This is a genomic window from Streptomyces sp. NPDC050988 (genome assembly GCF_044456225.1).
In the GTDB taxonomy this organism is placed as follows: Bacteria; Actinomycetota; Actinomycetes; order Streptomycetales; family Streptomycetaceae; genus Streptomyces.
Genome location: NZ_JBITFQ010000013.1, coordinates 143,982 through 156,699, shown reverse-complemented (window position 1 = coordinate 156,699; position 12,718 = coordinate 143,982). Strand labels below are relative to the sequence as shown.

The window sequence follows — 12,718 nt, the reverse complement described above, 5'->3', positions numbered from 1 at the left end:
CCGACGACAACAACGCTAACACCAACTCGATAGCGATGCTACCCCTGCGCGTAACATCGCTACCCGATCATGACCAGCCGTATGATGCCCATATGACGGTCAACATGACGATGAGCCTGCCCGACGACGTGGCCGCCTTCGTGAAGGCCAAGGGCAACGCCTCCGCGTACACCGCCCGGATACTGCGCCGCCAGATGCTCACCGAGGAACTGGAGAAGTCCGCGCGGGTAAGGGCCGAGGCCGGGATAGTGACCACCGCGGCGGAGCCCGCCGAGAGCGAGGACACCACCCTGGAGCGCTGGGCACGGGTGGCGGGCCGGTGAAGCGCGGACACGTCTATCAGCTGGCCTTCGCCGGAGGGCCGGCCCATGTCCTGGTGATCTCGTCCGAGGCCCTCAACGAGCAGAACAAGACCGCCACCTGCGTACTCGTCTACCCGCAGCAGGTACGAGAGGCGACACTCGTCGACATCCCGGTCAGCGCTCCTTCATCCGGCACCATCGTGCTCGGCGAGTTCCGCACGCTGTCCGCCGCCCGCTTCACCGAAGACCTGGGACCGGTGGACGAACGCGTCATGGAGGCCGTCGAGATCGGGCTCCGCGCCGTCTTCGACCTGTAGCACGGGCCGGGCTGGAAGCGGGCGCAGCCCTGCTTCCAGGGGCGCGGGGAACTGCGCGACCAGCCGCAGCCTGACCCGCGCCCGAAATCCGATCAGCCCGGCCACACCAGTGACTGCACCTCCGAGTACGCGTGCAGGGCGTACGAGCCGACGTCGCGGCCGACCCCGCTCTGCTTGAAGCCGCCGAACGGCGCCTCCATGTTGCGGCCGACCGTGTTGACGCCGACGCCGCCAGCCCGTAGCCGCCGGGCCACGCGGAAGGCGCGGGCGACGTCGCCGGACCAGACGTAGTCGATGAGGCCGTAGTCGCTGTCGTTGGCGAGGGCGACGGCCTCCTCCTCGTCGTCGAAGGGGAGGACCACGACGACCGGCCCGAAGATCTCCTCACGGACGACCCGCATGTCGGGCGTGCAGTCGGCGAGAAGGGTCGGGGCGACGTAGAAACCCCGGTCGGACGGCGGCCGTTCGCCGCCCGCGACCACCCGCGCCCCCTCCTTGCGCCCCAGTTCGACGTACGACTCGATCCGGTCCCGGTGGGCCGCGGAGATCACCGGACCGACGACCGTGTCCTCGGCGCGCGGGTCACCCACTTTCAAGTAACCGGCGTACGCGGCCAGTTGGGACACCAGCCGGTCGTAGACCGGACGCTGTGCGAGCACCCTCGTCGGGGCCGTGCAGATCTGTCCGCTGTAGAAGGAGAAGGTGGTTCCGATGCCCCGGACCGCCGACTCCAGGTCCGCGTCCTCGAAGACGACCGCCGCGCCCTTCCCGCCCAGCTCCATCAACTGCCGTTTCATACCGCGCCCGCACACCTCGGCGATACGCCGGCCGACGGCGGTCGAGCCGGTGAAGCTCACCATGTCGACGTCGTCCGAGTCGACGGCCGCCTCACCGACCTCCGCACGCGAACCGCTGACGACGTTCACGACCCCGGGCGGCACGCCCGCGGCCTCCAGCGCCTGAGCCATCCGGTACACGGACAGCGGGTCCTGCGGTGCGGGCTTCACGACGACCGTGTTGCCCATCGCGAGCGCCGGGGCGATCTTGCCGGCCGGGTTCGCCCAGGGGTTGTTGTACGAGGTGATGCAGGTGACCACGCCCACCGGCTGGCGGACAGCGAGGGCTCCCATCACGGCCGCCCTGCCGAACGGGCCCGCCTCGTTGATCTGCGGGGGCAACGGCTCCTCGACGGGCTCCACGCGCGCGTACCGCTGGAAACGGGCCGCCCCGACACCCACCTGCATCCCGCGCGCGGTACCGGTCGTGGCCCCGGTCTCGGCCTGGGCCAGTTCGGCGTACGGGACGAGGTTGCGCCGGATCTCCTCGGCCGCCCGGTCGAGGACAGCGGCCCGCCCCTCGGGTGTGGTGCGCGACCAGGTCCGGAAGGCCTCGCGCGCCGCCGCTGCCGCCGCGTGCACCTGATCCCGCGAGGCCTCCGGAGCCAGGCCGACGACGTCCTCGGTCGCCGGGTCGATCACCTCGTAGTGGCCGCCGTCCGGCTCCACCCACGAGCCGCCGATGAACAGCCGCTGACCGTCCGTCACTTGACCCCCAACGCCCGCCACCGCCGCAACCGCCGTCGTCGGCGCGTCACTTCGTGCTCACCGTGCGGGTGTCCCGGCCCGACCGCAGCACCTTGCCCGGTACGGCGCCGGTCACCACGTCGCCCCGTATCGCCTCGACTCCGTTGACCCAGACGGCCGTTACGCCGATCGCCTTCGAGTCGAGGCGCGGGCTGTCTCCCGGCAGGTCGTGCACCAGGGTGGCCTTGCCGGCGTCGATGCGGTCCGGGTCGAAGAGCACGAGGTCCGCATGGAAACCCTCCGCGATCCGTCCGCGCTCACGCAGTCCGAAGAGCCGCGCCGGGTCGTCCGTGAGCATCTTCACGGCCTGTTCGAGCGTCGTCAGCTTCCGGCCCCGCAGGCAGTCCCCGATGAACCGGGTCGTGTACGGCGCCCCGCACATCCGGTCCAGATGGGCGCCCGCGTCCGAGCCGCCGAGCATCACGTCCTCGTGCCGCCACGTCTCCTGGCGCAGCGACCACGAGTCGGGGTCGTTGTCGGTCGGCATGGGCCAAAGGACCGTACGCATACCGTCGTTGGCGCAGATCTCGATTATGCACTCGAAGGGCTCCTGGCCGCGCTCGGCCGCGATGTCGCGTACGACGCGTCCGGTCAGCCCCTCGTTCTCCGTGCTGTAGGTGTCGCCGATGACGTACCGCCCGAAGTCGGCGAGGCGCCGGAAGACGCCGGCCTCCTTGGAGTCGGCCCGCCGCAGCATCTCGCGACGGACCGCGGGGTCCCGCAGCTTCGCGATCCGCTCGGGCACGGGAAGGCCGAGCACTTCCCCCCACCCGGGAATCAGGTTCAGCGCGCAGAACGTCCCCAGCGACATGTTCATGGGCGTGAGGATCGGCATCGTCAGCGCCACGATCCGCCCACCGGCCTTACGGGCCCGCTCACTTGCCGCCAGCTGACGCGGGACGCGCTCGGGTACGGCCGCGTCGATCGTCAGGACGTTCCAGTTCAGCGGACGGCCCGCCGCCGCGCTCATCTCCACGAACAGATCGATCTCGTCGTCGCTGAACTGGTCGAGACAGCCCGCCACGATGGCCTCGATCTGCGTGCCCTCGTGATCGCCCACCGCCCGGGAGAGCGCGAGCAGTTCGGCCGGCTTCGCATGCCGAGAGGCGACGGGCTTCCCGTCCCCGTCGGAGTGGGTGGAGGACTGTGTCGTGGACAGTCCCCAGGCACCGGACTCCATCGCCTCGTGGAAGAGTGCGAGCATCTGCTCCAGCTGCTCGGGCGAGGGCTGCCCGCCGACGGCATCCGGCCCCATCACATACCGCCTGAGCGCACAATGCCCCACCATGAAGCCCGCGTTGACCGCGATCCGCCCCTCCAGGGCGTCCAGATACTCCCCGAAGGAATGCCAGGTCCAGGGCGCCCCCTCCTCCAACGCGACCAGCGACATCCCCTCGACCTTGGACATCATCCGCCGCGTGTAGTCGGCGTCCTCGGGTCGCGACGGATTCAAGGGCGCGAGCGTGAATCCGCAGTTGCCCCCGGCGACCGTCGTCACTCCGTGGTTGAGCGAGGGCGTCGCATACGGGTCCCAGAACAGCTGCGCGTCGTAGTGGGTGTGGGGGTCCACGAACCCGGGAGCGAGTACGAGCCCGGAGGCGTCCTCGGTCGTACGGGCTCCCTCGGTGACCTGGCCGATCACGGCGATCCGCCCGTCCCGTATCCCCACATCGGCGATGAAGGCGGGCCCACCCGACCCATCGACAACGGTCACGCCTTTGATCAGATGGTCAAGCACGACGAAACCCTTCTCTCCCTGAGCCATGTCTCCCTGAGCCTTCCGGCTTACGGCGGGGCGCGCTTACCCAGGGGCGCGGGGAACTGCGCGACCAGCCACACACAACCCGCACCCGCCGACGACCCTCAGACCGCCCCGCGGAACCGCGTCGTCCGATGCACAGGATCCGTATCGATCTTCGGAATCACGTGCTCCCCGATCAGCCTGATCGTCTGCAACGTCTCCTCCTTCGGCACCCCGACCGGCAGCCCGAAAGACAACTGATCGGCCCCGGCCGCCTCCCACCGCTTGCACTGCGTGAGCACCTCGTCCGGATCCCCGCAGATCAACAGCTCCTCGGCGATGAGCAGTTCGATGAACTCCTCGTTGTACTCGGGCAGCGTCTCCGGCCACACGGGGAACCCCTCGGGCCGCGGGAACGTGTCGTGGTACCGGAACACCAGCGACGGCAGATAGTGCAGACCGCCGCCCACGGCGATCCGGATCGCCTCGTCGTGCGTGGGCGCGCAGATCGCGGTCGTCGTCACCATCACGTTGTCGTTGACGAAGTCCCCGATCGGCTCCGCCTCCACGACGGCGGTCTTGTACTGCTCAAGGACCCACTCCATGTCGGAGACCTTCTGCACGCTGAAGCCGAGCACCCCGAGCCCCTTGCGGGCGGCCATGGAGTAGGAGGGCGGCGACCCGGCGGCGTACCACATCGCGGGGTGCGACTTCCCGTACGGCTTGGGGAGGACCTTGCGCGGAGGGAGCTGCCAGTGCTTGCCCGTGAACCCGACGTACTCGTCCTGGAGCCACATCTTCGGGAACTCGGCGATGGTCTCTTCCCAGATCTCCTTGGTGTAGTTCATGTCGGTGATGCCGGGGAGGAAGCCGAGGATCTCGTGCGAACCGGCGCCGCGTCCGCTGCCGAACTCGAAGCGGTTCTCGGTGAGATGGTCGAGCATGGCGACCTTCTCGGCGACCTTCACGGGGTGGTTGACCTGGGCGAGCGGGTTGAAGATGCCCGACCCGAGGTGGATCCGTTCCGTCGCGTGCGCGAGATAGCCGAGGAAGACGTCGTTCGCGGAGAGGTGGGAGTACTCCTCCAGGAAGTGGTGCTCGGACGCCCACGCGTACTTGAAACCGGACTTGTCCGCCTGGATGACGTACTCGGTCTCCTCCATCAGCGCCTTGTGCTCCGCGAGCGGATCGGTCTCGGCCCGCTTGCCCACGTATCCCTGTACAAAGAGCCCGAATTCCAAGGAGGTTCACCGTCCCCTGTCCGTCACCCTGCCGAACCTGACGCACCGTCAGATCCATCTGCCGCCGACTGTTGCACCGCGCCCGCGAGGCGTCAATACCTGATGGACCGTCACATGGCGCTCACGCCCGCCAGCCAGCCCCCATCGATCACAAACGGCTGTCCGGTGATGTACGAGGAGTCCTCCGAGGACAGGAAGAGGGCGAGCCGGGCGACCTCCTCGGGCCTCCCGATGCGGCCCATCGGCACGAGCTTGCGGTAGAGCCGTTCGACACCGGCCGAGGACGCCTCGGCGTCCGTCGTCGGGTCGAGCAGGGCCGGGTTGCTCATCGCGGTGTCGATGGCGCCCGGACAGACGGCGTTGACGCGGATGCCCTTGGGCGCCAGTTCCAGCGCGGCCACGCGCGTGAGGCCGACGATCGCGTGCTTGGTCGCGCTGTACGCGCCGACGTACGCCATGCCCGTGATCCCGGTGTACGAGGCGGTGTTGACGATGGTCCCGCCACCGGCCGCCTCGATCTCGGGGGCCAGGGTCTTGATGCCGAGGAAGACGCCGACCTGGTTCACCTGCACGATCCGCATGAACTCGTCGAGGGGCGTGTCGACGAGGGCATTGAAGCGCAGGATGCCCGCGTTGTTGACCAGCCCGTCGACCTTCCCGTACGCCCCCTTCGCGGCTGCCAGCGCCGCCGCCCAGTCGTCCTCCCGGCTCACGTCGAGGTGGACGTACCGGGCTCGGGCACCCAGCTCCTTGGCGAGCGTCTCCCCCTGCTCGTCGAGCACGTCCGCGACCACGACCTCGGCACCCTCCTCGACGAAGAGCCGCGCCTCCTGCTCACCCTGCCCGCGCGCCGCCCCGGTGACGAGAACGACCCGCCCGTCCAACTTGCCCATGAGTTTCTCCTTCAGAGACGCGGACGCGTGGATCCTTTCTGACGCACCGTCACACGGGTGACGAGCACACCCATGGTCGTATCTGATGCACCGTCAGGCAAGGCGCACGTGGCGATGGCAATATTTACTCAAAGTTTCAAGGAAACACTGTCTGGCTGCCAGCTGTCCCGGACGCCAGGCAACCCGCCAGTAACTGAGTGCCCTCTCCTTGTCAGGCGGGCAGGTCCCAGGCCGGCCCTTCAGGGGAGCCGAGCCAGACCCGCTGACGGTCTGGAGTGACGGTCAGTCCGAACTCGGTCTGCGGTGGCGCTCCGGCTTTCCGCCACGAGCTGATCGCCTCTTCGGCGGCGTCCCACAGCCGCAGAGGGCCGCCCTGCCGCACCAGGCACCCGCCCCTGCCGTCCGGCACGAGCGTGGCGAACGACCTTGTGGCCAGGTCGACCACATGGTCCAGCATCGGGCCACCATCCGTGCTCATCCCGATGTATTGGGCGCCCGGCACCGCAAGCTGGGCGACGAACTGCGTTGTCCAGTCGGCCAGTACCTCGGGGCCGACCTGTGCTGGGCGCTCGTCGGCGTCCTGGATCAGCAGGCCCGCAACGCCGGACACAGCGGGTGCAGCATGCGGGCGGGCGATCATAAAGGACACTGTGCCGGGCAGGAACCGGCCTCCGGCTGTTCCGCCCTCACCGACGGTGAGCTTCACCAGGCCCGACCCGTACAGCCACCCGGAGACGGTGGTGATAATGGTGCCGCCGGGCCTCACCTGTTCGAGCCACGCCCTGGGAACGGTGCGCACGGAACACGTGGCGATCAGTCCGTCGTACGGGGCGCCTTCTGGGTGGCCGAGCAGGCCGTCGCCGTTGACGAGCGTCGGCTCGTATCCGGCCGCCGTGATCGCTGCTCGGGCACGTTCGGCGGCGGCTGGGTCGATCTCGACGGAGGTCACGTGTTCGCTGCCGAGACGCTCGCACATGAGGGCGGTCGAGTAGCCGGTGCCGGTGCCGACCTCCAACACCCGGTCCCCGTCCTGGGGGCCGAGGTCCTGGAGCATCCGCACGACCAGGCTCGGCAAGGTGGACGACGAGGTCGGATTGCCCTGGACGGACCCGTCCAGGTCTGTCGGATGCAGGTGACCGTCCAACTGGGTCACCAGCGTGTCATCGGTGTACACCTCCTCCAGCCACGCCTCCGCGTCGTCGTGGCCCGGGACGACCGGCGTCCACATTGTCGCCTGCGGGCTGCGGGTCCGGCGGAAGTAGGCGCGCACGAACTCGTGCCGGGGTACAGTCCCGACAGCGGACCGCCAGGCGGCCGACCGCAGGTACCCGTCCCGTTCGAGCCGGTCGGCCAGGACGTGGCGCAGTTCGGCGGCACGATGCTCGTCCAGGGGCGGGGGCTCGGTCACGCGGGGTGTCCCTTCTCCAGCAGGTCGGCCAAGGCGCAGGTGATGGCCCCGGTCGTATCACGGTCCACGAACGCCCACTGGCCGTTCGGATTGCACTCCAGGAAGCGCCATGCTCCGTCGGCTTCCAGGGCGAAGTCGAACGCGCCGAAGACCAGGCCGAACGCCTTCAGGTAGCTGCGGATGCCCTGACGGACCGGGGCAGGTACGTCGATGGGGTCGATGGGGGCACAGCTGATCAGGTTGTAGTCGAGCCGCCAGTCGAGGTGATCGCCTTCGGTGGTGATGCGGGTGACGAACAGCCGCTCCCCCACGGCCGCCACCCTCATATCGGCGGTCTTGGTCACTGCTTGCTGGAACAGGTGCGGGCATGCGGCGACACCGTCGCCGATCTCGTCGGCTTCGACCGTGCGGACCCAGACCGTGCGCAACTCGCCGCCTTCGCGGTATGCGGTCGATCTGAGTGGCTTGTAGACCACCGGCCCGAACTCCTTGGTGAAGGACCGGGCGGCTGCGGGGTCGTTGGTGACCAGCGTCGGGGGCACGTCCAGCCCGGCCAGCACGGCTTCCGTGATCTGCCGGGGCTTGAACTCGGCCCCCGAGTTCAGGTGCGGGTGGTTGACGTACAGACATCCCGGAAGGGCCGCCAGAAGGCCGGCCAGGCCATGCCGGAACTGAACCGCCGCGAAGTCCCGCTCCTGTGCCTCCAGGCCGCCGGGCGGGAGGTAGCCGGTCGGGCGCCGGTAGTACACGGCGCGGGCGTCCTCCAGGCCGAGGGTGCGAGTCGGGGTGGAGAGCGGGCCGTGCCACGACCAGCCGCTGCCCGCTTGAGCGGAGAACGTCACGTCGGCCGGGGAACCGGGGTCGAGTCGCACAACCGGGACGCCCCGGCCGTTCAACTCGGTGATGACGTGGTCCGCCGTCAAGTCGTCCAGGGCGGTCAGCACGACAACCGGACGCGGAGAGAACATCAGTCCTGGTCCGAGTCCTGGTCATGGCCCTCATCTGAATTGGAGGGGCCGGAGCCGTCGCCCTGGCTGGTCCGGGTCTTGGTCTCCGTGCCGGTGCCGGTGCCGTGCTTGCCCATCTCGACGGGACGGCCCTGGTGGTCGTGGAAGACGGCCGTCTGCGACGCCGGGTCCAAGACCACGGCGGTGGCGGCGGCGTGCAGAGTCGGGTATGGCTCCATGCGGGTCAGGCCCCACGGGCGGAGGGTGCGGACGGTCGGTTCCATCGGCGCTTCCTCGCTGCCGGGTTCGCGCTTCGCCAGGTTCTGGTGGTGGTCGCACAAGGCGTTCACCGAGCGGGCGAGACGCTGGGCATGTGCAATGCCGGAGGGGAGCGTGTGACCGGGTGCGAGGCCGAGGCGCTTGCGGGCCTCGCCGACGCAGGCAAGCGCGCAGGCACGGGGCACGTCATCCCCGGGAAGCCGTCCGGCCGCGGCTTCCACCTCGGGGATGGCGACCATGATGTGCCCGCGCAGCTGGAGGGTGAGCGTCTCCAACTCGTCGGGCGTGGACAACTCGGCGTCCTCTGTGAGTAGGCGGCGTGCGGTGACTCGCATCGTCTCGATGTCGAGCGGGATGCGATCCAGTTGTCCCATAGCCGAAGAACGGACGTTTGATGTTGCTGCCATTCGGCGCTCCTCAGCAGCGTTGGCCGTGCCCCGGGAGGCTGTCGTCGCACCGGAGCTTCGTCGTAACTGCAGACGCTAGGCACTTGTTGCGTACGACTTCCAGCAATGTGCAGATATGTGCAAGTGCTCTTTCTGGCTGGGTTGTTGGTGGCAGTGTGCCCTTGACTCTGTCGCTTGCGGGTCCCACTGTGATGCAGAAAAATGCACACCTGGTGGAAGGGGACTGACGTGCCACTACTGTTCATCGGAATCGATCCGAACACCGGTGACGACGAGAGCCCGACGGTGTGGGTCGATCAGGAGAACAAAGAGCTTGTCTTCCAAGGCTGGAAGCCTGGCCGCGAACTCGAAGCGGAATGCGCCGCGTTCGACGTCCCGGGTCACGGCGAAGGAATCCCGGAGGGCGAGGCAGTGATCCGTATTCCGGCCAGGATGGTGCACATGATCAGGGAGGCTTGCGATGCCGTCGAGCGCGCCGCAGTTCAGTGAGCTGATCGCGGGCTGCAAGCACTCGGCCGTTCACCTGGAGATGCGCGACGCCTACGCCGTCGACCATGAGAAGGGACCGTTCGCCCAGTGGCGTGCGGGGTTCCGCCACGACCCGGAGGATCGGGCGTCGTGGTGGCGGCCGTGGCTCGACCTGATCCAGGAGACGGTCTCTCGTGGGGTCGTCGTACGCCGAGCCCGGATCGTCTCTGAGCCGGTCACCGAGTACATCCGCTTCGAGCACTCGAACACGTTCACCAACATCGCCGCAGGCGAGCAGGTGCGCTGGCTGCCCCGCCGACGAGCCTCAGACATCGCACTGCCCGGCAATGACTTCTGGCTGTTCGACGACCGGCTGGTCCGGTGGAATCACTTCACCGGCGACGGCAATTCGGCCGGCCAGGAAATCTCTCACGATCCGGTGGTCGCCAAGCTGTGCGCGGACTCGTTCGAGGCTGTGTGGGCGCGCGCCATTCCACACGACCAGTACGCGATCCGCTGACAGCACGCCCCGATAGGCCAGCTCATGCCCATCTCCCCGTCCTCGTCTGCTCAGGCCGCGCGCGAGACCGTCGCCCAGCGCCTGCGCGACCTCCGGAAAGAGGCGGGGTTGACGGTCGTCGAGCTGGCCGAACGGTGTGCCTGGCACCACTCCAAGACGTCCCGCATCGAGAACGCGATCACCGGTCCCACAGCGAAGGACATCCGCCGCTGGTGCAAGGCAGTCCACGCCGAGGACCAGGCGGAAAACCTCATCGTCCAGTCGGTGAACGCGGAGTCGATGTACCGGGAGTGGCGTCATCAGGTCCGGAACGGCCTGAAGCAGCTGCAGGAAAGCTCCGCACAGATCTTCAACAGCACCGAGTTGTTCCGCGTGTACTCATCCACCCTCGTCCCTGGACTGCTTCAGACGGAGGGATACGCGACGAGCATTCTGCGAACGGTCGCCCGCTTCCGTGAACTCCCCTCCGATGACAGCTCCGAGGCGGCCCGGGCCAGGGTCGAGCGCTCGCGAGTCATCCACGAACCGGGGCGCCGCTTCGTCATGCTCGTCGAAGAGGCCGTTCTGTACTGCCAGATCGTCGACGAGGAGGCCATGGCCGCGCAACTCGGCTACCTCCTCACGGCAGGGGCCCTGCCGTCGGTGTCGCTCGGCATCATCCCGATGATCACACGAGAGCGCGCGCAGTGGCCGCGGGAGACGTTCCACATCTACGACGACGAGCTCGTATCCGTGGAGCTTGTGTCAGCCCGCGTGAGAATCACCCAGCCCGACGAGATCGCCCTCTACCTGAAGGCGTTCGAGCAGCTGCGCGGAATGGCCGTGTACGGGGCAGAGGCACGCGCCCTGATCCTGAAGGCCGTCGAAACCCTGCGCTGACCCCGGATCCTGCCCCGACACCGGAGAGGCATCGGCCGCGCTCGGCCCCCGTCACGACGTCTGCGCCACCATGAGCGGGCGAGGCGCGGCCAGGGCGGTGCGTGCACCGGGCCCATCACGGTCAAGGGATACGACTCGTACCTGTCGGACTCACTCGTCAGTCGAGCCCGACCCGTGGCCGTCCGGCGCATCGGCGGACTCTCGCTCGATGACGAACGACCCCTTGCCGACGACCGTACGCACGTAGCCCAGCTCGGCCAGCAGGACCAGTGTCTTGCGGGCCGTCCCACGCGCGATCCCGAATTCCTGCATCAGTCGGTCCACGCCGGGCAGCGCCCGTCCCAGCAGGTACACGCCGTTCTCGATGCGGGAGATCAGGACTGCGGCGAGTTGCAGGTACAGCGGGTCCGCCGCGTCCGGGTCCAGTTCGTCATCCGGGCCGTAGCCCGCCGGGATGTCCACCATGGGTTGACTGTAAGCGGCCAGGGAATTCCACACTCATTTGTTTCATGGCATGGCATGCCATGACCAGGTTGCCCTAGTGTCGGTCAGGACACGAGAAGACCCCCGCGACGGATGCGACCCGTCCGGGGGCATGGCCACCAACTGCATGGAGTTGATGACGGTGAGCATTATCCACACGTTACTGCGATGGGTTCTGGGCGTACTCGCCCCCGGCACCGGGAGGCGGCGGGCTGCTCGCCACCACTGCGCACCGGCCGCAGCGCTCCGAGCGGCGGCACTCCGCGCCACCGCGCCCTGGCCCCCAGAGCCCCGCTCCCCGTACGGCCTGGCCGAAGCGCCACTCGACGGGGGCGCTTCCCCCTTGGTCCGCCCCTACCTCGTCGCCGTCGAGCGGGAGCGAGCCCGGCAGTCGCGGCGGCGGATCGCGCTCCTCCTCGCCTCCGAGTTCGGTATCGACCTCGACCGGCATGTCGTCGGCGCCGAATGAGTGGTGGCGTGTTGAGGGCACGGGAGGCGGACGCGGCGTTGCCCGCAGAGTGCGCGCTCGCCGGGCGGCCGGGTGACGAGGGCCTGCACCGGCACTGCCACCAGACGGCCGACGTACCGCTGCCCGGCCCCACGGGCCTGCTGCCGATGTCCCGCCGCCCGTGCTCCTGCCACGCTCCGGGCTCGGGCGGCAGGACGTGGTGAAGGCCGGGCGGTACCCAGAGGGCGAGGTGTCCCGGCTGACCATCCGCACGTACCAGGTCAGCCCCGACGGCGAACCCGACGGCCCGGTACGGCAGCGCACAGTCACGAGCAGGCATGACAGCGAGCGGCTGCCGAAGTCGCACGAGTGGCCCCCGTGCCTCTGCCCCCGCTGCCGGACCGGCCGAGGCCCAGCTCCCTGGTAGCAGCCGCATGAAGGGCTGTCCGTCCCCGGGCCACGGGACGGACAGCCTCCTACAGCAGCGGTCCCACCTCTACCCCGAACTCCCTTATCTGGTTGATGAGTTCACTCCGGCTCCGGCTGCGGAACCGTCGCCGACGCCCTCGACAACCGGGGCGAGGCCTTCACCAAGGCGCCTGTGACGAGGACGACACGTCCGTCGAGCTTGCCCATGTGGACTCCCTTCGCGGTGCATTGGCCGAGGTCAGCGTACCTCTGGATCTGACGATGCGTCAGACCAGGGACGGATGCTTGCTTCTGCGATCTCAAGTGACCGACGAGTAGGGACATTTGACTCTGTCGGCGCCTCCCGCGGAACCCCAATACTCCTCAATCAAAA

Annotated in this window: 15 protein-coding genes; 7 read left to right on the top strand and 8 right to left on the bottom strand. The window is 68.5% G+C overall.

Translation table 11 applies throughout. The features are described from left to right. Nucleotides 1-92: 92 nt before the first annotated feature. Both ACIBEI_RS27040 and ACIBEI_RS27035 read left to right on the top strand, forming a co-directional pair. Nucleotides 93-323: a hypothetical protein gene (locus ACIBEI_RS27040; RefSeq protein WP_398892829.1), complete on the top strand. Its 231-nt coding sequence runs from the start codon at nt 93-95 to the stop codon at nt 321-323. After that, the gene (locus ACIBEI_RS27035; RefSeq protein ID WP_398892828.1) at nt 320-619 is read left to right on the top strand and encodes a type II toxin-antitoxin system PemK/MazF family toxin; all 300 of its coding nucleotides are present in this window, start codon (nt 320-322) and stop codon (nt 617-619) included. The genes ACIBEI_RS27040 and ACIBEI_RS27035 overlap by 4 nt, the downstream gene beginning before the upstream one ends. Before the next feature lie 92 nt (nt 620-711). Here ACIBEI_RS27035 and ACIBEI_RS27030 read toward each other — a convergent pair whose 3' ends face one another. The 7 genes from ACIBEI_RS27030 to ACIBEI_RS27000 form a co-directional block, all read right to left on the bottom strand. Next, nucleotides 712-2,163 carry an aldehyde dehydrogenase family protein gene (locus tag ACIBEI_RS27030; RefSeq protein ID WP_398892827.1) on the bottom strand — a complete coding sequence of 484 codons (1,452 nt, stop codon included), beginning with the start codon at nt 2,161-2,163 and terminating at the stop codon, nt 712-714. A 46-nt stretch (nt 2,164-2,209) separates the two neighbouring features. Continuing rightward, entirely contained in the window at nt 2,210-3,940 is a 1,731-nt protein-coding gene (locus ACIBEI_RS27025) for an amidohydrolase family protein (protein ID WP_398892912.1), read from the bottom strand. Nucleotides 3,941-4,065: 125 nt separating this feature from the next. After that, complete coding sequence (locus ACIBEI_RS27020) at nt 4,066-5,184, bottom strand: LLM class flavin-dependent oxidoreductase (protein ID WP_398892826.1); 1,119 nt, start codon at nt 5,182-5,184, stop codon at nt 4,066-4,068. A 110-nt stretch (nt 5,185-5,294) separates the two neighbouring features. After that, entirely contained in the window at nt 5,295-6,077 is a 783-nt protein-coding gene (locus ACIBEI_RS27015) for an SDR family NAD(P)-dependent oxidoreductase (protein ID WP_398892825.1), read from the bottom strand. A gap of 211 nt (nt 6,078-6,288) precedes the next feature. Beyond that, a complete protein-coding gene (gene tgmC, locus ACIBEI_RS27010) occupies nt 6,289-7,485 on the bottom strand; it encodes an ATP-grasp peptide maturase system methyltransferase (protein WP_398892824.1) in 1,197 nt (398 codons plus the stop codon). Then, the gene (gene tgmB, locus ACIBEI_RS27005) at nt 7,482-8,453 is read right to left on the bottom strand and encodes an ATP-grasp ribosomal peptide maturase (protein WP_398892823.1); all 972 of its coding nucleotides are present in this window, start codon (nt 8,451-8,453) and stop codon (nt 7,482-7,484) included. The genes tgmC and tgmB overlap by 4 nt, the downstream gene beginning before the upstream one ends. Next, nucleotides 8,453-9,085, bottom strand: coding sequence for a DUF6415 family natural product biosynthesis protein (locus ACIBEI_RS27000; protein WP_398892822.1), 633 nt, complete (start codon nt 9,083-9,085; stop codon nt 8,453-8,455). The genes tgmB and ACIBEI_RS27000 overlap by 1 nt, the downstream gene beginning before the upstream one ends. Nucleotides 9,086-9,346: 261 nt before the next feature. On the opposite strand from ACIBEI_RS27000, the gene ACIBEI_RS26995 reads away from it, so the two are divergent. The 3 genes from ACIBEI_RS26995 to ACIBEI_RS26985 are packed head-to-tail and all read left to right on the top strand — an operon-like array spanning nt 9,347 to nt 10,985. Continuing rightward, complete coding sequence (locus ACIBEI_RS26995) at nt 9,347-9,607, top strand: hypothetical protein (RefSeq protein WP_398892821.1); 261 nt, start codon at nt 9,347-9,349, stop codon at nt 9,605-9,607. Further along, nucleotides 9,579-10,106, top strand: coding sequence for a DUF6879 family protein (locus tag ACIBEI_RS26990; protein ID WP_398892820.1), 528 nt, complete (start codon nt 9,579-9,581; stop codon nt 10,104-10,106). Before ACIBEI_RS26995 ends, ACIBEI_RS26990 begins: the two co-directional genes overlap by 29 nt. 24 nt (nt 10,107-10,130) lie before the next feature. Continuing rightward, nucleotides 10,131-10,985 (top strand): helix-turn-helix domain-containing protein, encoded by an 855-nt coding sequence (locus ACIBEI_RS26985; RefSeq protein WP_398892819.1) that lies wholly within the window; start codon nt 10,131-10,133, stop codon nt 10,983-10,985. A 150-nt stretch (nt 10,986-11,135) separates the two neighbouring features. On the opposite strand, the gene ACIBEI_RS26980 is transcribed toward ACIBEI_RS26985, so the two are convergent. Next, nucleotides 11,136-11,450 carry a GntR family transcriptional regulator gene (locus tag ACIBEI_RS26980; protein ID WP_398892818.1) on the bottom strand — a complete coding sequence of 105 codons (315 nt, stop codon included), beginning with the start codon at nt 11,448-11,450 and terminating at the stop codon, nt 11,136-11,138. 160 nt (nt 11,451-11,610) lie between these two features. Here ACIBEI_RS26980 and ACIBEI_RS26975 point away from each other — a divergent pair, with 160 nt between their 5' ends. Beyond that, entirely contained in the window at nt 11,611-11,937 is a 327-nt protein-coding gene (locus ACIBEI_RS26975) for a hypothetical protein (RefSeq protein WP_398892817.1), read from the top strand. Nucleotides 11,938-11,945: 8 nt separating this feature from the next. After that, nucleotides 11,946-12,140 carry a hypothetical protein gene (locus ACIBEI_RS26970; protein WP_398892816.1) on the top strand — a complete coding sequence of 65 codons (195 nt, stop codon included), beginning with the start codon at nt 11,946-11,948 and terminating at the stop codon, nt 12,138-12,140. The last annotated feature ends 578 nt before the right edge of the window (nt 12,141-12,718 follow it).